This is a genomic window from Gemmiger sp. (assembly GCF_036306485.1).
GTDB lineage: Bacteria > Bacillota > Clostridia > Oscillospirales > Ruminococcaceae > Gemmiger.
Genome location: NZ_JAXJZK010000015.1, coordinates 53788 through 75102 on the forward strand (window position 1 = coordinate 53788; position 21315 = coordinate 75102).

Consider the following 21315-nt stretch of genomic DNA (forward strand, 5'->3'; position numbering starts at 1 on the left):
TTCTCATATCGTGCGCGTATACTGAAACAGAAGAAGGAAGCGCCGCCCCGCCTGTGACGGTGCCGGGCGGTCCGTGAGCGCATTCCGGGGAACGATCTCCCTTTTATCCACCCCTCCGCCGTCACCAAAGGAGTCACTGCATCATGAACCTACTCTTCTTTCTAACTCCCAAACAGGATGTTTTGTTTATTTACGAAGATTTCACGCTGCGTCAGACCCTTGAAAAATGGGCCAACCAACGCTACGCCACCATTCCGGTCCTGCGCCGCAACGGCGAATACCTCGGCACCATCACCGAAGGTGATCTTCTGTGGGGCATCAAGAATCTGCACGGTCTGGACCTGGACGCCAGCGAGGATGTACCGATCTCCAGTTTTCCGCGGCGCCGCGACTACAAGGCGGTGCCGGTGACCACCGACATGCACGCTTTGCTCAATGCCGCCATTGACCAGAACTTTGTTCCGGTGGTCGATGACCGCAATGTCTTCATCGGCATCGTGCGCCGGACCGCCATCCTGCGGCAGGTTGCCAAGCAGTATGAGGTGCCGGCGCCCTCCGCCAAATCCAAGATGTCCGGCAAGATGTCCAAAGAAAAGCTCCGTGCCTGATCCGGACAGGAACCCTGCTCACGCAAAAACACCCCTCCCGCAGAAAACCTTTGCGGGAGGGGTGTTCTGTTTGTTCTGGCGCCGGATCTGACGGCATGCAAAAAGCCGCCCCGCGGCATGACACCGTGGGGCGGCTTCTCTGCAAAATCAGGAAGAAGAAAAATTACTTCAGCTCGACCTTAGCGCCGACGTCTTCCAGCTTCTTCTTCATTTCCTCAGCGTCAGCCTTGGAAGCCTGCTCCTTCAGCTTGGCGTTCGGGGTCTCAACGAGCTTCTTCGCATCCATCAGGGAAGCGCCGGTCAGCTCCTTGACAGCCTTGATGACCTGCATCTTGTTGCCACCGACCTCGGCCAGGATGACATCAAACTCGGTCTTCTCTTCCTCAGCGGGAGCAGCAGCAGCGGCAGCGGCCGGAGCAGCAGCGGCAACGGCGGAAACGCCGAACTCTTCGCAGATGGTATCGACGAGCTCTTTCAGCTCGAGAACAGTCATAGTCTTGACAGACTCGACAATGGCAGTGATCTTTTCAGAAGCCATGGTAGTTACCTCCAGTATTGTAATGTTTCGTTGCGCGGCGATTTTGTACAGGTCACGCCGCATTCCTCAGGCTGCACAGATCAGGCAGCGGGGGTTTCTTCCTGCTTGTCGACGATCCCCTGGATCGCAACAGCCAGACCGCCGATGATGCCGTTGAGGGAGCCGGCCAGCATGGACAGCAGACCTTCGCGGTTCGGCATGGTGGACAGGCTCTTGACGCCTTCGGCATCGAGCACCTGGCCGTCGCAGAAACCGCCCTTGACGACAAAGCGCTTGGACTTGTCGGCGTCAGCAACCTTGCACAGGATGCGGGCAGCAGCAGCCGGGTCCTCGGCGGACAGCGCGATGGCGCTGACGCCCTTGAAGCAGTCGGTCAGAGCCTCGTACTGGGTACCGGCAAAAGCACGACGCAGCATGGAGTTCTTGACAACCATGTATTCGACGCCGGCCTCGCGCAGTTCCTTACGCATCTTGGTGTCGTCCGAAACGCTGATGCCGTTGTAGGAAACGACAACACCGGCCAGAGAAGCGACCACCTTGGCGTTCAGCTCTGCAACATACGCCTTCTTGGATTCCAGAATCTTTGCACTGGGCATTTGTATTTCACCTCATTCCGCTTGTAAGTTGAAACAGGCAAGCGGCTTCTTCCTGAAGAAAAAGCCCCTGACCCGTTGCCGGGAAAGGGGCTTTGAATCAATTCAAAACGCACGTTTCTCGGCAGGCGGGCAAATCCCGTTAGGCCCTTGCGGGCACCTGCTGTCTTAAAAACAGCTTAATGATTATAGCACGAGAACGTGCGTTTGTCAAGGGTTTGTGAGAAACTCACAATCCCGCCGTGTCAGAAATCAGACACCGTACTTGTTGGTGGCAACGCGGATGCCAGGGCCCATGGTGGTGGCGATGGTCGCGCTCTTGAAATACTGGCCCTTGGCAGCAGCCGGCTTGGCCTTGGCGATGGCATCCAGGACGGTGTCCAGGTTGACCATCAGCTTCTCGGCGCCGAAGGAAGCCTTGCCGACGGGAACATGGATGATGTTCTGCTTGTCCAGGCGGTACTCGATCTTACCGGCCTTGGCGTCGGTGACAGCCTTGCCCACGTCGGGGGTAACGGTGCCGGCCTTCGGGTTGGGCATCAGGCCACGGGGTCCGAGGATTTTGCCCAGACGGCCAACGCGGCTCATCATATCCGGGGTGGTGACCAGGACATCGAAGTCGAGGTAGCCGCCCTGGATCTTGGCGATCAGATCATCATCGCCGACTTCCTGAGCGCCGGCAGCCTCAGCGGCCTTGGCGGCATCGCCCTTGCAGATGGCGACAACGCGGACGTTCTTGCCGGTGCCGTTGGGCAGGACAACAGCGCCACGGACCTGCTGGTCGGCATGACGGCTGTCAACGCCCAGACGGACATGCAGCTCGACGGTCTCGTCGAACTTGGCCTTGGCGGTCTTGCAGCAAAGCTCCAGGGCTTCCTGGGGCTCGTAGGTTTTGGTGCGGTCGACCAGCTTGGCGCTGTCGACGTAATGTTTCCCGTGATTCATTCTTTATTCCTCCATTGTGGTAGTTATCGGATTAATCCTCCCACGTAAAAGGGGCTCATCAACCCTCGACGGTGACGCCCATGCTGCGGGCGGTGCCCTTGATCATGCTGACGGCAGCTTCCAGAGAAGCAGCGTTCAGGTCAGGCATCTTGGTCTTGGCGATCTCTTCGGCCTGAGCCAGCGTGATCGAAGCGACCTTGTTCTTGTTGGGCACGCCGGAAGCGGTCTCGATGCCGGCAGCCTTCTTGATGAGGACCGGAGCCGGCGGGGTCTTGGTGATGAAGCTGAAGGAACGGTCAGCGTAAACGGTGATGACGACGGGGATGATCATGCCCATCTGGCCCTTGGTACGTTCATTGAACTCCTTGGTGAAGGCCATGATGTTGACGCCCTTCTGGCCCAGAGCAGGACCAACGGGGGGCGCCGGAGTCGCCTTGCCGGCGGGGATTTGCAGCTTGATGTAGCCAGTGATTTTCTGTGCCATGATAATTGCACCTCCAAAATTTGTGGTGAGTTGCGGCCCGCGGTGCAGGCCTCCCACGAGCATACCCAATCGGTACGCTCTATAAAAACCGCTGCGTCGCGGTTTCTACCGGAACTTGTGCGGACAGCCCGCGGCTGTCCACTGTGCGGATTCCCGCTCGGAACCCTTACAGCAGTTTGACCTCATGAAGTCCCAGCTCCGCCGGGATCTCACGGCCAAACATATTGATCTTGACGCGCACTTTACGCTCGTCCAGGTTGATCTCCTCAACCGTGCCGACAGAGCCTTCCATCGGTCCGGAAGTGATCTCAACGCTGTCGCCCACCGCGTAATCGACCTCCGGCGCGGCAACGCCGTTATCGACACCCAGTTTGGCGACCTCATCCTCCGAGAGCGGCTCCGGCTTGGAAGCCGGACCGACAAAGCCGGTGCAGCCGCGGGTGTTGCGGACGATGTACCAGGTATTGTCGTTCATCACCATTTTGACAAAGACATAGCCGGGATAGATCTTGCGCTGAACTTCCTTCTCGCCGATCTTGTTGCCGGTCTTGTCAAACTGGTCTTCCAGCACGGTCTCGGTAGGGACTTTGACGTCACAGATGAGATCCTGAAGGCGGCGGTTCTCCACCATCGTCATCAGGTCCGTGGCGACCTTGTTTTCATAGCCGGAATAGGTATGCACCACATACCAATACGCTTGTTCAGCCATTGTTGCCTCCGCTCAGAAGTCGGTTCACGCGCCGATCAGCAGCTGAATGATGCCGCCAAAGGCGAGATCAAGCAGAATCAGGACCAGCGCTGCAATGATGACCACCACGATAACGGTGATGGTGTTGGTCCTGACGTCCTGTTTGCTGGGCCACACGACCTTCTTCAGCTCACTCTTGGTATCACGGAAATACTTCCGGATGCGGCCGAAGAAGTTCTTGACCTTGGTCGTGAGGGGAACTTTTTTCTTGCCGTCGTCCGCCTTCTTGGCCTTCTTTTCGACCTTGGCGTCCTCAGGCTTGGCGGCGGTCTGGCTTACCGCTTTCTTATCTGCCATCTTAAAAGCTCCTTCAACTCACTTGGTTTCGCGGTGAACAGTATGCTTCTTGCAGAAGCGGCAATACTTCTTCATCTCAAGACGATCGGGGTTGTTCTTCTTGTTCTTTTCCTTGTTGTAGTTACGCTGCTTGCACTCGGTGCAGGCCAGGGTGATCTTGACAGTCATGTTTCGGCACCTCCAATTAACGGTTTATTAAGCCTCCCTCGTTGCGCAAAGGTTTGCCGCCCCCGCGCCTGCGGGCCTGCGCCTAAAAATGGGCACAAAAAAATAGACCCGCAAAAGAGGTATTATCATAATAGCATACCCATGCCCCCGCGTCAAGGGGCATGGGCGGAAAATTTCGCGTGGAGCGGAAACTCTTTCAGGGTTCGCACGGGATGTCAATTTCCCGGTGCAGCGCAAACGCATAGATGGTCAGGCGGGTCACCGGAACCGGCAGCCGCAGCGCAAAGGCACGGCGGTACAGCCGGAGCTGAGACGCATATTCTTCCTTATAATAGGAAGGATCGGTGCTGCGGTCGGTCTTGTAGTCCACAATCTCGGCATGATCCTCAAAGACCAGCACCAGGTCGGCAATGCCCTGGACCAGCACCGGCGCCTGCCGTGCGGCGGCATCGGGGGCGGCGGTTTCAAACTGCTCGGGGACCACCTCCCCGGCCGGCAGGGCCGTGATGAAGGGTTCCTCCCGCAGAATCCGTCCGGCCCGGGTGATCCGCTGCCACAGATCGCTCTCAAAGAACGGGCGGACCACCTCGAGGTCCAGGACCTCCGCCAGGGCAGGGTCCAGCAGCCGGAGGCGGATCTGGCGTTCCACCTCCCGGGCAAGGTCGGGCGCCGGGCCGTCAAACGGCACGCTCTGCATGAATGCGTGGATCGCCGTGCCGCGCTCGGCGCCCGTCATCCCGGATTTCTGCAGGAAGGCGGGCCGCTGCGGCAGGATTTCCTGCTGCGCATGGGCAACGGCACTCACGCTGACCTTGGCCGGAATCCGGTGCAGGGCTTCCTCGGGGTTGTGCCAGTCAAAAGCGTCCAGCATGGCCGCGCACAGCGTCCGATCCGGTTCGGCGGGTTCCTCCCGGGGCGGCTCTTCGACCTGTTCCGCCGGCGGGACCACACGGATGTGCAGCGGCGCGTCGGTCTGCTGCCAGTGGGGCAGAAGATCACTGTACTTCCAGAGCTCCCCGCTGTCGGGATGAAGCAGGGCCGCCGTCAGCAGCCAGGAAGCCCAGCTGCTGCCCGAGCGGAGCAGCGCCGCGCTGGTTGCCTCGGCGCAGGCACACAGGGCCGGCATTTTGAGGTCGGAGTCCGGTTTGCGCAGCGGCACCGTCACGATGAGGGCATCCTGGGCGCGGGTCAGGGCGACATAGAGAATCCGCATCTCCTCGCTGAGGGTCTCGCCGCGGATGGTCTGCGCCAGGGCGGCATAGGGCAGCGTCTTGTAGCGTCCGGCATGGCTGCCGGCCCGGAGCATGAGGCCGACCCCCAGCTCCCGATGGCTGAGCACCGGGCGGATGGCATCGCTCTGGTTGAATTTGTGGGCCGTGTCGGCGACAAAGACAATGGGAAATTCCAGTCCCTTGGAGCGGTGCACCGTCATGATGGTCACGCAGCCCGGGCGGCTCTGGCCGGTCCCGGACGGGTTCTGGACACCGCCGCCGTCCTGGGCCGCATCCATCGCACGCACGAGGGCCGCCAGTCCTCGGGCGCCCGCCTGGGCAGCCCAGACCGCAAATCCCCGCAGATCATCCCGGCAGTGCTCCCCGTCCGGCATGGCGCCCACCGCGGCCAGATAGCCGGTGCGGGCAAAGAGTTCTTCTATCAGGCGGTCCACCGGCAGCGTGCGGGCGAGCCGGCGATAGGTTTCGAGATCGCGGAGGAAGGGGGCGAACCGCTCCTTTCCGCCATAGAGGACGGCGGTATACAGGCTGCCGCCGGGCACCTCACGGCGAAGGCGGACCAGATCGTCCGGCGTATAGGGATAAAGCGGGCTGAGCAGCACGGCGGACAGTTCGACATCCTGCGCCGGGTTGTCAATGACCCGCAGCAGCGCGGCAAAAGGCCGGATGTGCGGGGCCGACAGCAGATCGTCCGCCGTATCGGCGTAGACCGGAATTCCGCGGGAGGCCAGGGCCGCCTCATAAAGGGCAAAATCTCCGCGGCTGCGCAGCAGGATGCAGAAATCTCCGTACTCGCAGGGGCGGGTTCCGTCCTCCCCGCGCACCGCAAAGCCCTGTTCCTTCATCCGGGCAATGCGCTCGGCGATGGTCCGGGCATCCCCGGCCGCATCGGCCTCGGGAAGGACATCCAGCTCACAGAGGCCGCGGTACTCCCCTTCCCGTCCGGGCACCAGACGCTGGCCGTCCCCGTACTCGATGCCGCCCAGCTCCGCCGAGAAGATTGTCTCAAACAGATAATTGATGCCCCGGATCACATCGGGTGCACTGCGGAAGTTGGCATCCAGCGCGATGGTAGCCGGTTCACGGTACGGGACCGGCGCATCGGTGGGATATGGTTTCCAGGCAAGCTGCTTGCCGATAAAGACCGAGGGGTCCGCCTGGCGGAAGCGGTAAATGCTCTGCTTGATGTCCCCCACAAAGAACAGGTTGGAGGCATCCGGCGCCGCCAGGGAAAAGTAAATGGCATCCTGCAGGGCGTTGGTGTCCTGATACTCGTCCACGAGGACCGCCGCATACCGCCGGCTCACCGTGCGGCAAAGGGAGGTGCGGTCACCGTCCGGCGTCTGCAGCAGTTCCAGCGTCAGATGTTCAAGGTCCGCATAGTCCAGCACCTTCTCTGTCAGTTTGGCCTGGAACAGATGGCTGCGGTACTCCTCCACCGCCCGAACCAGCGCCGCCACCAGGGGTGCCGCACGGCGACGGTCCTGGCGGAATTCCTCCTCGGTGCAGAGCAGGAAGTCCGCCGCCAGGGAGGCCACCTGTTTTTTTGCCCGTTCCCGCAGTTCCGCAGCCGCCGAGGCCGCGGTATTGCCGGCCTTTCCGCCCGGGATGCGGCCCATCCGCCGCCAGTTTCCCGCCGCCTGCAGGGCCTCGAGCGCACGGTCCCAGTCCCCGCGTTCCAACCGTTCGGCCAGCAGGCGCAGACGGTCCTCATCGTCAAACAGGACCGCCGTCAGTGCTTTGTCGGCGGCGTCATCGCGTGCGGCAATCTTCTGCGCAGCGCGGATCATCTGCAGCGCACCGTCCACCTTGCCGGCGGCGGCCCGGAGCAGATGCCGCCCCCAGACCGTCTGCTGGGGCGGGTCGTCGGTCTGCCACATCGCGGCAAAATCCCGCAGCGCGGCAGAAGGGTGTGGCAGGGTCTGGGTGAAATCATACAGTTCCTGCACCGAGCGTCCCGCCGTGTCATCGGTCCGGCCGCGGTCATACAGGTCGGCAAAGGCGCAGAAGTCGGCGTCCTCATAGGCGTGTTCCAGCACCTGTGCAAGCGTTTCCTGCCGCAGACGGGTCAGGGTGGCTTCGTCGGCCACCGTAAAGTCCGGCGGGATTTCCAGCGCCGAGAAATTCTGCTGCACAAAATGCAGGCAGAAAGCATCCACGGTGCCGATGTCGGCGCGCTGCAGCCGGAGCTGCTGGCGGCGCAGACGGGCATCGCCGGGACGGGCCCGGATTTCGGTGACAAGCCGCCGGGCAATATCGGAGCGCAGTTTGGCCGCGGCCGCGTTGGTGAAGGTCATGATGAGCAGCGCGTCGGCATCCACCGGGGCAACGGGGTCGGTGATCAGCCCCGCAACACGCTCGACCAAAACGCGGGTCTTGCCGGACCCCGCGGCGGCCGACACCAGCAGGCTGCCGCCCCGCGCCCGGATGGCCGCCGACTGGGCGGGCGTAAACCGGATTGTCTGTTCAGGCATCGTTGCAGCTCCTTTGTGTGCGGATCTTTTCCATCCGGAAATTGGTCATTGCCACGCCGTGGCGCACCACCTGCTGCCGCTGCACCACCCGGTAGCCCCGCCGCAGGAAAAAATCGCGGGCCGTGAGGGAGGCCTCGGTATACAGGCGCGGTGCATCCGACCCGGATTCGAGGGCGTCACACAGACGTGTTGCAACGCCCCGGCCCTGCCAGGCATGGTGGACGTACAGACGGTCCAGATGGCCGTCCGCCGCGAGGTCGGCAAAACCGACCATCCGGCCGTCCTGCACCGCAACCAGCGTGCGGTGTTCCCGCAATGAGCGGTCCCAGGCTGCGGTGTCGGGGGTTCCGTCCGCCCAGGCATCCAGCTGGTCCGGCGTGTAATCCCGGGCGTTGACGATATGGACGGTGTTGTAAAACAGGGTCAGCAATTCGGGCAGGTCCCCGGATCGGTACTCTCTCAGTTCCATCTTCAGGATTCCTTCTGTTTTTCCGGTGTCTGTTCAAACGGATCTTCGGTTTTGCGGACGGTGCGCTCTCCTTCCCCGTCGGCGTGGCGGCAGACGGCCCGGAAATCGCACCAGTTGCAGGGGCTTTTGCCCTCGCCGGGCACCAGCGGGGCGGCGTCGATGCGACCGCCGTAGAGGTCCCGGGCCATGCCGATCAGCAGTTCATCCAGATGATCCCGGATACGGTCCAGCGTCTCACGGTCCGCCAGGTGTGCCTTGGCCGAAACCGCCGTCGGTTCCCCTGTCTTGGCGCTGAACGTCAGCGGCACAAACGCGCCGGTGCCGTGGGTGTCCATGGCATGGTAGACGCTGGGTTCGTCCAGAAGCAGCCCTTCCAGCGGGTAGTCCTGGGGTTTGTCCGGTTGAGCGGCATCCGCCGCGGGACGTGCTCCGGTCTGCTGGGGCGGGTCGGCCAGCAGGTATTCCACCCCCGCCGCCCGGGCGCCGGGGAAGAGGTTCCCGGCATTGCGTTCCAGCGTGAAGAGGTAGAGCAGCATCTGGCAGTCCAGTCCGTAGTAGACTTCCCGCAGATCGAATTTTTTGGTGCCGGTCTTATAGTCCACCACCCGCAGGTAGGTTGTGGTGCCGAGTTTCATGGCATCCACGCGGTCCACCGTTCCCACCACGCGGACCGTGTGCCCCTCCTCATCGGTCAGGGTGACGGGCGGCACCTGCGGGGCTTCGGGGGCATCGGCATCGGGTCGGTCATCAATGCGCAGCTCAAAGGCCACCGGGTGGAATCCCGACTGGCGCATATCGCGCTGGATGAAGCTCAGCAATCCGACGAGGTTGCGGCCGATGCGGCCGAGCAGATAGGTCATCCGGGTGCCGGCACCCGGCAGATTGTCCCGGGTGTACTCCTCGATCAGCGCCGTGACGAGGGCTTGGATTTCATCGGGCTTCAGGTCCGTGAACTGTTCTCCCTGGCGGCGCAGTGCCTGTTCGAGAACCCAATGGGTCAGGGTTCCACTGATGTTGGGGGCCAGTTCCGCCTTGCGGCGCACCCGGGCGCCCAGCACATACTGCATGAAGTAGGCAAAGGGACAGCTGACATACCGTTCAAACCGGGTCGGGCTGATCCGGACGCTGCGGCCCAACAGCCCTTCGAGTTCCCGGACATCCTCCACCCGGGCAGGTTCCCGCCGGGCGGCACGGCGGATGGCCGCGAGGCCGGGGGCGGCGTGGGGCGTGTTTTCCACGGCATGCAGGGCTTCCAGCACCGAGGCCCGCAGCGGGGTGTTCTGCTGCCACACGCTGCCCAGCAAATCCAGGGCCGAGGACGGGGTGGCCGCCAGCGAGACCGGATCGGGGACCGTCTCGGGCACATTGAGCAGTTCCAGGGCCGGGGCCAGGGCTGTCGAGCAGGGCAGTCCCGCAGCACCGCCGGGCCAGCTGACCCAGAGGAACTGCCGGGCCGCCGTCAGGGCCTTGTAAAAGCAGACCTGTTCGCGGATCACGCGGTTTTCGAAGCAGTCCGGAAGATCGGCCCCCTGGGCGATCATCGCATCGCGGTCGGCATGGCTGAGCAGGCCGCTGTCTCCGGGGGTCTGGGGGAACTCACCTTCCGCCAGGCCCAGCACAAAGACAGCATCGGTCTCGGGCAGCCGCATCCGGCCCGCCGTCGTCAGGATCACACTGTCAATGCTCTGGGGAATATGGCCCAGGTCGGTGGTGCGCAGCAGCAGCGTGAACAGGTCGTCATAATCGGCGGCAGAGATCGGCGACCCGGCCGGCAGCAGCCGGACCATCTGGTCGAGCAGACCCATGACGACGTTCCATTCCCGCAGCGCTTCGTCGGCGCCGGGCAGTTCTCCCTGTGCGCGGAGTGCGTCGGTGAGTTTCTGCAATGCGCTCTCCGCCCCCACCGCCTGCAGAAAAGCGTACAGTCCGCGCGTCAGTTCGGCGGCATCGGCGCCGCGGGCCCGGTCCATCCAGCGGCGGGCCCGCGGAACCAAAAAGGCGCGGGCGGTTTCGGCATCGGCCAGGTCCCGCTGATCCTGCTCGGTCATCCGGTCGGTGTAGCCGGACGGGTTGCGGGTGAAGGGTTCCCGCCAGTCCGCCGCGCTGAGCTGCCAGGTGTAGGCGTAGTTTTCCAGCGCACAGAGAACCGGCTGTTCAAGGTCCACCAGTCCCGTTTTGACCAGCTTGAGAACCGTGTTGGAGGTGATGCCGCCCCGCAGCAGGTCCAGGGCCGCCCGGACCGCCCGGGCCGGCGCGGTATTTTCGGGGGTGGTGGGTTCATCGCAGAAAAGCGGAATGCCCTGAAGGCGGAATTCATACCGGACTGCCGGCAGATACTGCTCTGCGGTACGGCAGATAACGGCCATCCGCCGGTAAGGCATCCCGGCGCGTGCCCGGGCCTTGACCGCTGCGGCCACCGCCTTGGCTTCCGCCTGACGGCTGTCCGCCCGGTAACTGACGATGGCCGGGGCCGCCGGGTCCACCGTATGTTCCGGGGTATAGGTAGGGTCGGCCAGCAGCAGCCCCAGTTCCGCCAGCACCGGGGTCTTGCGGTGGCGCAGATCTTCGGTCAGTTTTTCGGTCCGGCAGGCAACACCGGCCCGGTTTGCCATCGCCCTGAGGGTATTGGCCACCCGCCGCATCCCGCTGAACACATCGGTCAGCCCCTCCTGCTCCGCCGCATCGTCACAGCAGAGGCTGACCGTCACATCGGTGACGGGAAGCATTGCCGCGAGCATCGCACGCTTGGAGGCGTTGAAGGTATCGAACTCATCAATAAAGACCGTCCGCCCCGCGAAGAATTCAGGGCTCAGTGACCTGGCCGCCAGCTCAACCCGGTCGCCGGGGTCCATGGCGGTCTCGGCGAGCAGGCTCTCGTATGTACCGTAGAGCAGCGCCAGTTCGGAGAGCTTGTCCCGGTCCGCCCCGGGCGCCGACGCATAGTCGGCCAGCGTTTCGGGACGGATGCCGGCGCTCTTCAGCTCGCTGATCGTCTCGGCGGCTTTCTGACAGAAGGCTGCACTGCGGCGCTGCCGGCTGTAATACACCACCTTGTCCATCATCTGGTCCAGGGCACGGCGCACCAGCACAGCCCGTCCCGCCTCGGTCAGGGTGGGGACAGCCGCCCCACCGTACCGGCGGAGCAGCGTTTCGGCCAGTGATGTGAAGGAGTAGCTCTCCACATAGCCGGACAGGGTATCTCCCAGCGTCCGGTACAATGCCGCCTCGGTGGAGGAGGTGAACTGTTCCGGCACAATCAGGAGGCTGGCGCTCCCCTTCTCTGCCCGTTGTTTGAGCTCCCGGCGCAGCCGTACCGACTTGCCGCTGCCGGAGGGTCCCAGAATCAGCGTGAGCATAGCAGTTCCTTTCTTTTCATGAGGTTTGGCGCAGTGCCTTCCAGGCCGCGCGTGCCGTGTCCAGCAGGGCCGAGCGGACCCGATATTCCCCGAAGACCAATGCGTTTTCATCCGCCTGCGCATACTCGGCGTCGCTGCTTCCGACGCAGAGCGCCGGGTAGAGCACGCAGAACCAGTTATGGCCGGCCGCTTCCCCGAGTTCAATACGCAGGGCGAGATAACTGCCGCCGGGCAGTCTGAACGTCCCGTAATCCCGCGGCGCAAACTCTGCCTGTTCCAGAGAACACTGCACGGTCTGGCTGCTATGGGCGGCGCGGACCGTCTGCTCCGCCGTCGCCCTGAGGGTGGGCAGCGCCGCCCCGACAGCCTGGACCGCCTGTTGTTTGTCCTGGGCGTTTTCGGTCAGGGCCGCCACCTGTTCGAGCACGGCATCCCGCACGCGCAGTTTGAGAAGCTGATCTTCGAGGGTATCGCTGTTGGCAAGGATATGCAGCCGCAGGGTATCCCGGCAGACGCGGTTACAGACGGCGCGGTACTGCCACAGTGCCGCGGTAAGTACGATGGTGAGAACCAGACCGAGCAGAAACCCGATTTCCAGCACGGTGCGGGCGGCCGGGCGTCTGGTGCCGGCCGGTGCAAATTCCGGATATTTCATAAACAAACTCCCCTTTCACCCGTCAGTATGGGGCAAAGGGGAGCAGCATAATCAGGTCTGCGGCGTCGTTCTGGGCGTTTTGCTCGTCCGGACCGATACCACCCGCGCGCCGCCGCGGACGGGGCGGGCGAAATAGACCTGCGAATATTCCTGGCGCAGGGCCTGGGCGGCCGCCTGGGCCGCCTCTTCCCGGTCAAACACCCCGAAAACGGCGGCTCCCGAACCGGTCATCAGACTGGTGACGGCGCCGTGGGCGTTGAGCTTTTCGCAGATGGCCGGGGTTTCCTTGGCACCGGAGCAGTGTTCCAGCGCGTTGCCGGCCGCGGCACAGACCGCCGCGAGGTCTGCGGCCCGCACGGCCTGTTCCTGTTTTTCACAGTCGGGATGAACCGGGCTGCCCATCGTATCGTACCGCTTGAAGGCTTCCGGGGTGGAGATTCCCACATTGGGCATGACCACCACAAACCAGCAGTCCGGGCAGGGCGGCAGCGGTTTGAGGAAATCCCCGACGCCCTGGACGCGGCAGGTACCGCCCATGAGTGCAAACGGTACATCGGCGCCGATGCCCGCACCGATCGCGCAGAGTTCACTCATCGAGAGGCGGGCGCCGTACAGCTCATTGAGGCCGACGAGCACGCCGGCCGCATCGGCGCTGCCGCCCGCCATCCCGGCACGGACGGGGACGCGCTTCTGGATGACGATTTCGGCACCCGCCAGCAGGCCGGTGTAGTTGAAAAAGGCAAGCGCCGCCTTGTACGCCGTGTTTTTTTCGTTGACGGGCACAAAGCTGCCGGGCATGCGCAGGATCAGGTCCTGGCTGCGCCGCAGCGTCAGGCGCTCGTACAGGTCGATGGTCTGCATGACCATGTCGAGATTGTGATACCCGTTGGGGAGCAGGCCCACCACGTCCAGCGAAAGGTTCAGCTTGGCCGGGGCCAGCACGACAACGGACTGTTTCTGTGTTGCCATTCGGATTCAACTCCCTGCGGCGGGCTCTCAGTCCTTGAGCCAGCCGTGATCTTTCAAGAATGTACGGATGCGGTGCATGGCGGTCTGCAGATGTTCCACGCTGTAAGCATAGCTGATGCGGGCAAACCCTTCGCCGGAAGCACCGAACGCATTGCCGGGGATGATGGCGACCTCCTGTTCCTTGAGCAGCAGCTCGCAAAATTCCTCGCTGGAAAGTCCGCTGCAGCGGATGCTCGGAAAGACGTAGAAGGCGCCCCGGGGTTCAAAGCAGGTCAGGCCCATATCATTGAGTGCCTTGACCACATACCGGCGGCGGCGATTGTATTCATCGCGCATCATCTCGATGGCGTCATCGCAGCTGCGCAGGGCCACAATGGCCGCATACTGGCTGGTGGTGGGGGCGGACATGATGCAGCTCTGGTGGATTTTGGTCATGACCCGGATGACCGGTTCGGGACCCACCGCATAGCCCAGCCGCCAACCCGTCATCGCGTAGGCTTTGGAGAAGCCGTTGACGACGATGGTGCGTTCCTTCATATCGGGCAGCGAGGCGATGCTGATATGGCGGTCCAGGCCATAGGTCAGCTCGGCGTAGATTTCGTCGGACAGCACCATCACATTGGTACCGCGCAGCACCTCAGCGATGGCTTCCAGGTCTTTCTGACCCATCACACCGCCCGTGGGGTTGTTGGGATACGGCAGCACAAGCAGCTTGGTCCGCGGCGTGATGGCGGCGCGGAGCTGGTCTGCCGTCAGGCGGAAGTCATCCTCGACGCGGGTTGCGATCGGAACGGGGATTCCGCCGGTCAGCGAGGTGATGGGTTCGTAGCAGACAAAGCAGGGCTCGGGGATGATGACCTCATCGCCCGGCTTGACAAGGGCACGGATGGCCATGTCGATGGCTTCGCTGCCGCCCACCGTCACCAGCACCTGCTCGGGATGGTAGTGCAGGTCCATCCGGCGTTCGAGGTACCGGCAGATTTCCACGCGCAGTTCCCGCATACCGGCGTTGGCGGTGTAGCGCGTCCGGCCCTGTTCCAGGCTGCGGATGCCGGCGTCACGGATGCCCCAGGGCGTCTTGAAGTCCGGCTCGCCCACGCCCAGGCTGATGCAGTGCGGCATATCGGCAGCCAGATCAAAGAACTTGCGGATTCCCGAAGGCCGCATCGCTTTGGCCGCCGGCGCAAGCAGTTCATCATAGTTCATCACAGTACGGTACACTCTCTTTCGTCGGCTTCTTCGTTCTGGTACAGCTTGCCGCCCCGTTTGTAGGTGCGCAGCACAAAGCTGGTGGCGGTGGACAGGACATCATCCAGCGGGGACAGCCGCTTTGCCACAAAGAGAGCGATTTCCTGGAAGCTGCGGCCCTTGATGACCACCTGCAGATCATAGCCGCCGCTCATCAGCAGCACGCTGTCCACCTCATCGAAGCCGGCGATGACGTTGGCAATCTCGTCAAAGCCGCGGGTCTTGCGCGGGGAGACATGCAGTTCAATGACCGCTTCCACCACATTGATGCCGGCCTGTTCCCAGTCGATCATCGCTTCATAGCCGCGGATATATCCCTTGGCTGCCGCTTCGTCCATCATGGCGGCCACCTCGGCGGGCGTTTTGTCCATCATCGCAGCGATGTCCTCGATCGGCAGGCGTGCGTTTTTTTCAAGAATATGCAGCAGTTCTTCCATCTTGCAGGGCTCCCCTCTTCAATAGATATGAAAATCATTATACCATAAATCCCGAACGCTGCACAGAGGAAATCTCAGATTTTTTGCCCGCTGTCGGCGTCCGGCTGCATCTCGAGCATGTCCTTCCACCAGCGGCGCGGGACATGCGTCTGCTGTGTTCTGAGATTCCGGCGTTCCTCGATGGTCACTGCGCCGAAAAAGTCCTTCCACAGCCGCTGCCACTGCCGTTCTTCCTCCTCGGCGGACGGCAGATACCGCTCCATTTCCAGGTATTGGACGCTGCCATCCTTCCGGACCAGCGCCATGGCGTGGGTGGCGTCAAAAATCAGGAAGTCCTCATCCCCCAGTCTCTCACAGAAATGCCGCTGCAGCAGCGGCAGCACCCGGTGTGTGGGATGGATTCTGGCGCCGTACATGCCATCCTTGTATTCAAACCGGATGAACTGCAGACATTTGCCCGCCTCGCCGTTCACGGCCCGTTCCAGCCGGAACGCCGCCTGCACATCCGGGTCGCCCAGCATGGCAGCAGCAGAAGGTCCGCGCTCAAAGCAGAGCCGGGCAAAGCGGAGCAGAATCATCTCCCGGTCGGGCGAATCCGCCAGGAATCCCCGCGTGATCCGCTGCCGCACATAGGGGCCCATCCGGTCAATTCCGGCCGCCACCCGGCGGGCGCGCCCGGGATCGGTGGGGATGTCCCGGCAGCCGAACAGCGAGGTCTGCCCGCATTCGGGCGACAGAATGGCCGCCGGAAGTTCCCGGCAGCGGAAACTTTCAAAAATACAGCAGAGGAATCCCGCATAGCTCCCGTCATACCGGTAGGATTCTTCGGTCACATGCGCCTGGTAAGACATCCCAACGCCTCCTGCCGCACTTCCATGGCCGCCCGCTCGGGGGCCATACCTCCATCGGTCAGCTGCTGGACCGCCGGCGCCGCCGTGGAGAGCGTCTCCTCAGTGATCTCTCCAAAGCTGAGCTGGTGCACATCGGCGGCGAATGCCTGGGGGTCCAGCAGGGCCGATGCGATCTCCCGCCGCGTGCCGCGGGCCGGGGCGCGTCCTTCACAGGTCACAAAGAACTGGGCACGTTTGAGCACGACGCCCAGACGTTTGAGTTCCGGCATTCCGAGATGCTGCTGCCGCCGTGCCAGCAGAATCCGCCGTGCACTCCGGGGACCGATGCCCGGAACGCGGAGCAGTGCAAACTCGGGCGCCTTGTTGACTTCGACGGGGAAGAATTCCGGATGCCGGATCGCCCAGCTGCATTTGGGGTCAAGATAGGGGTCAAAGTCCGGTTCCTCCTCCCCCAGAAGTTCCGAGGCCGAAAAATGATAGTAGCGGAGCAGCCAGTCCGCCTGGTACAGCCGGTGTTCCCGCAGCAGCGGCGGCCGGGTGGTCACTGCCGGCAGACGGGAGTCCGCATTGACGGGCAGATAGGCGGAGTAGAACACCCGCCGCAGGCCGTATTTTTTATAAAGCGCTTCGGCAAGCGTCAGGATGTGACGGTCATTCTCGGGGCTGGCGCCGATGATCATCTGGGTACTCTGCCCCGCCGGCGCAAACCGCGGGGCGTGGCGGTAGCGGACCAGGTCCTGCCGGTTCTGGCGGCTCTGCACGGCAATCTGTCCCATCGGGCGGAAGATCTCGCCGCGCTTTTTATCGGGGGCCAGCTTGGTCAGGCTTGCCTCGCTGGGCAGTTCGATATTGACCGAAATCCGGTCCGCAAGCAGCCCCATCCGCTGCACCAGTTCGGCAGACGCCCCCGGAATGGTCTTGGCATGGAGATAACCGTTGAAATGGTATTCCTCGCGCAGAATCCGCAGCACCTCAATCATGCGTTCCATCGTATAGTCCGGCGTGCCGATCACCGCACTGGAGAGAAACAGCCCCTCGATGTAATTGCGGCGGTAAAATCCGATCGTCAGGTCTGCGAGTTCGCGCGGCTCAAAGGTGGCCCGGGGCCGGTCATTGGAACAGCGGTTGACGCAGTAGCTGCAGTCATAGCGGCAGGCGTTGGAGTACAGGACCTTGAGAAGCGAGACGCACCGGCCGTCCGGGGTGTAGGCATGGCAGATGCCCGCCGCACTGCAGGTGCCGAAGGTTCCCGGGGTTCTGCCGCGGTTGATGCCGCCGGAGCTGCAGGATGCGTCGTATTTGGCGCTGTCGGCCAGGATTTTCAGTTTCTCGGCCAGTTCCATCTGGGGTTCCTCCTGAAAAATGGGTATAAGAAATACACCCCGCCGCATACCGTTGGATAGCGCAGGAACTGCGGCGGCGTGTACGATCAATGGGATGTTCAATTGGACAGGGTCCGGCTTGGGTCCGGATTAACGGACTGCCGGTCCGCTATACTGGAGTTGTGGCCGGGAAAGGCTCACCACTTGGCTTTGGTCTCGACAACCTTGCCGGCGATGTACAGATGGTCCAGCTCCTCGCCTCGGATGATCAGGTCCTCATAGTTGGGGTTGAAGGGATGGAGCACCACCGAATCCCCGCGCTGGATGTATTTCTTGAGGGTGCCGTTCCCGTCACTGCCGTAAACCATCACGCCCAGGTCCCCGTTGTCCAGCGTGTTCTGCTTATGGACAAGGGCCAGGTCTCCGTCCGAGATGCGCGGTTCCATGCTGTCACCCTTGACCACCAGATAGAAGTAGTTCTGCGGGTCCTTGACACTGGCATATTCGCTGCCGTAATCTTCCTCAAAGGCCAGCGATCCGTAACCGGCGCGCACCGTTCCCACAACGGGAATCGGGCACTGGGTGTAGCGGCTGAACGCACGCTGCCCGACGGCCCCCCGCAGCTCCGCAGAGGCACTCTGCAGCCCCAGAAGGACATCCGCGGTGGTATCCAGAATCTCTGCCAGCCGTGCGACGGTCTGGGGGTCCGGCGTGGAACGGCCCGTCTCCCACTTGCCCACAGCCTGCTGCGTCACGCCCAACAGGCGGGACACCTCGGCCTGGCTGTATCGTTTGGCTTTGCGGGCCTCTTTCAAACGTTCGGAAAACATCAGGTTCTACCTACTTTCGTATCGATGGAAGATTCCACGTTCTGTGATCCCATTATACAACCAAAGGTAGTTTCTGTAAAGAGGGTTGCCAAAATAAATTTCCCTTAAAAGTTGTTTTTTTCGTCTTGACAACAACGCAAAGTTGTATTATAGTGAAGTCAGCAAACAACAATAAGTTGTCACCAGCGATTTGTGGCCGCCGGATGACAACGCGACCGGGAGGAGAATCACCATGAAAACCGAATTGCTGAAAACCATTGTGTGCAAGGGCATCCTGACGGCGATGCCGCTGCTGCTTGTCAGTCTTCTGAGTGCGCTGCTGGAAGGAAGCATCGGTCCTGCCGCCGCTTTGCTGCTGGCTGCCGCCCTGATTCTGGGTGCCAACCTTCTCTGCGGGCTGCTTCTGCCCGCGCGTCCCCATCGGACCAAGACGGCACCGTCCCCGTCCACCCCTGCCCTGCGCGTTGTTCACAACGGGCAGGCCGCCTGATTGTGTTTCCCCCTTTTTCCGGGCCACGGCCGCGGATCGCATAGAACTGCACATTTCCCTGCCGTGTTCCCGCAAGCTGCACGGCGGGGACTTGTGCTTTTACGGCAAATGCACTATGATAGAGAAAACCCGATACCGGGCAGGGAGGTTGTCAGGATGAAACGACTGTTGGAAGTCTGTGTGGACAGTCTCGCTTCGGCGCGTGCCGCCATCCAGGGCGGTGCCGACCGGCTGGAGCTTTGCAGTGCGCTGCTGGCCGGCGGACTGACGCCGTATACAGCCCTGCTGCGCCAGATCCGGCAGGAGAGTTCGGTGCCGGTGCGGTGTCTGATGCGTCCGCGGGCAGGGGATTTTCTGTACACGCCTGAAGAGATGGACCTGCTCTGCCGCCAGGTGGAGGAACTGCGGTTGGCCGGGGCCGACGGTTTTGTGATCGGCTGTCTGACGCCGGACGGTGAACTGGACCGCCGGGCGCTGGAACCGCTGCTGAAAGCCGCCGAGGGAACCGGTCTGACACTGCACCGCGCCATCGATGTCTCCCGCGATCCCGTCACCACCTACCGCGAGGCGGCGGCTCTCGGATTTGACACCGTCCTGACGAGCGGTGCTGCTGCCAGCTGCGAAGCCGGAGAAGCCGTTCTGAAGGAGCTGCTGGCCGAGCGGGATCGTCTGAACGGGCCGGAAGTTCTGATCGGGGCCGGTGTCAACGCCGGCGTGATTGACCGGCTGCGGCGCCGCCTGCCGGGAGCACGGGCCTTCCATATGAGCGGCAAGACACTGCGGGAGAGCGGAATGCGCTTCCGCCGTGAAGGTGTGCCGATGGGACTTCCCGGCCTGGATGAGTGGCATATTCAGCAGACCGACCCCGGGGCAGTGCGGGCGGCGCGCGATGCGCTGGACGCCGAGATCTGAGGGAATCCGAATTTTTTCACGGAAAAGCTTGACAACCGCCCGATCGCGTGCTAGAATAATACACGCATCTGGTGGTGACCACTGTGGAGAGGTGTCCGAGTGGTTTATGGAACTGGTCTTGAAAACCAGCGATTCGCGAGAGCGGACCATGGGTTCGAATCCCATCCTCTCCGCCATTTTTGCAAAACAGGTGAATAGTTGAATCACTTTGAACTTTGGAGTAATACTCAAGAGGTCGAAGAGGCGCCCCTGCTAAGGGCGTAGGGTCCGAAAGGGCCGCGAGAGTTCAAATCTCTCTTACTCCGCCAACGTAAAAACCGCGTTACAGCTTGCAAAAGCCGTAGTAACGCGGTTTTTCGCTTTTATTGAGCAACCAGCAACCACGAAATAGACCGTTGTACCCGGTCGTATAGGTGTCGTAGACGGGGCTTCTGTCGTAAAAATGTCGTAGAAATCCGAGCCTTATTCTTCCTGGAAATGGGCATCCAGCATGGCTTTTGCCTCCTCGATGGCACTGGTTTTCGCTTCGGCATACCATCGCTGCGTTGTGAGTATGTCCGCGTGCCCCATGAGCTCCTTGGCCACCTGGGGGCTGATACCACACTGTACCAGAGTGCTGGCGAATTCATGTCGCAGTTGGTGGGCAGTGAAGTCAGGCGCCATGATCGTTTTATAGAGCGGATTGCCGCGCTTGTCCTTTTTGCCGGTCAGATATCTCCGTCCTGTATCATGGATACACCCCAGTGAGGCACAATATTGAAGCCAGGCGTTTTCATATTGGCTTTTGGTCATAGGCTTTTCTCCGCCAAAAACATATTCCTCATCTTTCATGCCGTCCAGTCGGTCCCCTATTCCCCGCCGAAGCGGCGCCAGAATAGGAACCTTCCGGACGGCATTTTGTGTTTTCGGAGATTCTATAACCGGCGCATTGCTGTGCCATACAACTTGTTTATAAACAAAAATCATGCCTCCGGCCAGATCTTTCTTCTGCAATGCCATGATTTCCCCCAGTCGCAAACCCGCATACATCATGAAGGCAGCGCACAGTCCGAATCCTTCCGAGTGCTGCTTCACCTTTTCCACCTCTGCATCGGTGGGGGCGCGGCGTCTGGTTTGAGGTAATCCCTGGGGTAATTTGAGCAGCGTGCAGGGATTGCAGTCTCCATCGAGCTCAGCGCACCAATACTGGAAGATCATCGAGAGCACTGACTTCTGCCCGGCAATGCTTTTGTAAGACCATCCCTGTGCTGCCATGCGGGACAATTCCCGGTTGATGAGAGTGCTGTTGATCTCTCGCATACCGTAGCCGGAAAACCAGCCCTTGGCCACCTCTACCTTATGCCTGTAGCCACGCACCGAGCCATATTTCAGTTTCGGCTCCTTTGTCTTCCAGAAAGCATCAGCCACCTCTTCGAACTTTTCGCCGCATTCTTTCTTGGTAGCTGCTTCTACGATAGCAGCATCGATTTTCTTCTGCACCTCTGGCAGGGAGCGACCGTAGAAGTGCCGGCGCTTGCCGTCAATGGTGCGCACCCGCTCGATCAGACCGTCAGAGCGTGTATTCACTTTCTTTTTGGGCATAAAAAATCCACCTCCAAAAGGGTACACTTGTCAAAGCCTACCCGAAGGTGGTATAATCCGAATTGGACTAGGTCGGATTTTCGCCTTTAGGCAAGCTGATCTATTCGA

21 protein-coding genes and 2 tRNA genes are annotated in these 21315 nt (G+C 61.7%); 5 read left to right on the forward strand and 18 right to left on the reverse strand.

Going from position 1 to position 21315, the window contains the following annotated elements:
* Window positions 1-143: 143 nt before the first annotated feature.
* Window positions 144-608, forward strand: a complete 465-nt coding sequence (locus U0L91_RS03150; protein ID WP_330044779.1) for a CBS domain-containing protein — start codon at window positions 144-146, stop codon at window positions 606-608.
* Window positions 609-771: 163 nt separating this feature from the next.
* Here the strand turns inward: U0L91_RS03150 and rplL are convergent, their stop codons facing one another.
* The 17 genes from rplL to U0L91_RS03235 form a co-directional block, all read right to left on the reverse strand.
* Entirely contained in the window at window positions 772-1146 is a 375-nt protein-coding gene (rplL, locus tag U0L91_RS03155) for a 50S ribosomal protein L7/L12 (RefSeq protein ID WP_330044780.1), read from the reverse strand.
* An 80-nt stretch (window positions 1147-1226) separates the two neighbouring features.
* Window positions 1227-1742 (reverse strand): 50S ribosomal protein L10, encoded by a 516-nt coding sequence (gene rplJ / locus U0L91_RS03160; protein WP_330044781.1) that lies wholly within the window; start codon window positions 1740-1742, stop codon window positions 1227-1229.
* A gap of 249 nt (window positions 1743-1991) precedes the next feature.
* Window positions 1992-2684: a 50S ribosomal protein L1 gene (rplA, locus tag U0L91_RS03165; protein WP_330044782.1), complete on the reverse strand. Its 693-nt coding sequence runs from the start codon at window positions 2682-2684 to the stop codon at window positions 1992-1994.
* Window positions 2685-2742: 58 nt separating this feature from the next.
* Entirely contained in the window at window positions 2743-3168 is a 426-nt protein-coding gene (gene rplK / locus U0L91_RS03170; protein WP_330044783.1) for a 50S ribosomal protein L11, read from the reverse strand.
* A 166-nt stretch (window positions 3169-3334) separates the two neighbouring features.
* On the reverse strand, window positions 3335-3877 hold the full coding sequence (nusG, locus tag U0L91_RS03175; protein ID WP_330044784.1) for a transcription termination/antitermination protein NusG: 543 nt from the start codon (window positions 3875-3877) through the stop codon (window positions 3335-3337).
* A 24-nt stretch (window positions 3878-3901) separates the two neighbouring features.
* A complete protein-coding gene (gene secE / locus U0L91_RS03180) occupies window positions 3902-4213 on the reverse strand; it encodes a preprotein translocase subunit SecE (protein ID WP_330044785.1) in 312 nt (103 codons plus the stop codon).
* 18 nt (window positions 4214-4231) lie between these two features.
* Window positions 4232-4381, reverse strand: coding sequence for a 50S ribosomal protein L33 (gene rpmG / locus U0L91_RS03185; RefSeq protein ID WP_114000479.1), 150 nt, complete (start codon window positions 4379-4381; stop codon window positions 4232-4234).
* Window positions 4382-4577: 196 nt separating this feature from the next.
* Complete coding sequence (locus U0L91_RS03190; RefSeq protein ID WP_330044786.1) at window positions 4578-8087, reverse strand: UvrD-helicase domain-containing protein; 3510 nt, start codon at window positions 8085-8087, stop codon at window positions 4578-4580.
* Window positions 8080-8556 (reverse strand): GNAT family N-acetyltransferase, encoded by a 477-nt coding sequence (locus tag U0L91_RS03195; protein ID WP_330044787.1) that lies wholly within the window; start codon window positions 8554-8556, stop codon window positions 8080-8082. The genes U0L91_RS03190 and U0L91_RS03195 overlap by 8 nt, the downstream gene beginning before the upstream one ends.
* Window positions 8557-8558: 2 nt before the next feature.
* The gene (locus U0L91_RS03200; protein ID WP_330044788.1) at window positions 8559-11912 is read right to left on the reverse strand and encodes a PD-(D/E)XK nuclease family protein; all 3354 of its coding nucleotides are present in this window, start codon (window positions 11910-11912) and stop codon (window positions 8559-8561) included.
* Window positions 11913-11928: 16 nt separating this feature from the next.
* A complete protein-coding gene (locus tag U0L91_RS03205; protein ID WP_330044789.1) occupies window positions 11929-12567 on the reverse strand; it encodes a stage II sporulation protein R in 639 nt (212 codons plus the stop codon).
* A 51-nt stretch (window positions 12568-12618) separates the two neighbouring features.
* Window positions 12619-13536 carry a 4-(cytidine 5'-diphospho)-2-C-methyl-D-erythritol kinase gene (gene ispE / locus U0L91_RS03210; protein WP_330044790.1) on the reverse strand — a complete coding sequence of 306 codons (918 nt, stop codon included), beginning with the start codon at window positions 13534-13536 and terminating at the stop codon, window positions 12619-12621.
* A gap of 27 nt (window positions 13537-13563) precedes the next feature.
* Window positions 13564-14742, reverse strand: a complete 1179-nt coding sequence (locus U0L91_RS03215; RefSeq protein WP_330044830.1) for an aminotransferase class I/II-fold pyridoxal phosphate-dependent enzyme — start codon at window positions 14740-14742, stop codon at window positions 13564-13566.
* Window positions 14742-15221 carry an Lrp/AsnC family transcriptional regulator gene (locus U0L91_RS03220; protein WP_330044791.1) on the reverse strand — a complete coding sequence of 160 codons (480 nt, stop codon included), beginning with the start codon at window positions 15219-15221 and terminating at the stop codon, window positions 14742-14744. Before U0L91_RS03220 ends, U0L91_RS03215 begins: the two co-directional genes overlap by 1 nt.
* Window positions 15222-15295: 74 nt before the next feature.
* Entirely contained in the window at window positions 15296-16072 is a 777-nt protein-coding gene (locus U0L91_RS03225) for a TIGR03915 family putative DNA repair protein (RefSeq protein WP_330044792.1), read from the reverse strand.
* Window positions 16051-17415, reverse strand: a complete 1365-nt coding sequence (locus tag U0L91_RS03230) for a putative DNA modification/repair radical SAM protein (protein ID WP_330044793.1) — start codon at window positions 17413-17415, stop codon at window positions 16051-16053. The genes U0L91_RS03225 and U0L91_RS03230 overlap by 22 nt, the downstream gene beginning before the upstream one ends.
* A 176-nt stretch (window positions 17416-17591) precedes the next feature.
* Window positions 17592-18224 (reverse strand): LexA family protein, encoded by a 633-nt coding sequence (locus tag U0L91_RS03235; protein ID WP_330044794.1) that lies wholly within the window; start codon window positions 18222-18224, stop codon window positions 17592-17594.
* 232 nt (window positions 18225-18456) lie between these two features.
* Between U0L91_RS03235 and U0L91_RS03240 the strand changes: the two genes are divergently transcribed.
* The 4 genes from U0L91_RS03240 (at window position 18457) to U0L91_RS03255 (ending at window position 19934) form a co-directional block, all read left to right on the forward strand.
* Complete coding sequence (locus tag U0L91_RS03240; RefSeq protein WP_330044795.1) at window positions 18457-18714, forward strand: hypothetical protein; 258 nt, start codon at window positions 18457-18459, stop codon at window positions 18712-18714.
* Window positions 18715-18870: 156 nt separating this feature from the next.
* Window positions 18871-19626 carry a copper homeostasis protein CutC gene (locus U0L91_RS03245; protein WP_330044796.1) on the forward strand — a complete coding sequence of 252 codons (756 nt, stop codon included), beginning with the start codon at window positions 18871-18873 and terminating at the stop codon, window positions 19624-19626.
* A gap of 85 nt (window positions 19627-19711) precedes the next feature.
* Window positions 19712-19802, forward strand: a tRNA-Ser gene (locus tag U0L91_RS03250).
* A gap of 41 nt (window positions 19803-19843) precedes the next feature.
* Window positions 19844-19934 (forward strand) — tRNA-Ser (locus U0L91_RS03255).
* 154 nt (window positions 19935-20088) lie between these two features.
* Here U0L91_RS03255 and U0L91_RS03260 read toward each other — a convergent pair.
* A complete protein-coding gene (locus U0L91_RS03260; protein WP_330044797.1) occupies window positions 20089-21207 on the reverse strand; it encodes a tyrosine-type recombinase/integrase in 1119 nt (372 codons plus the stop codon).
* Window positions 21208-21315 lie beyond the last annotated feature (108 nt).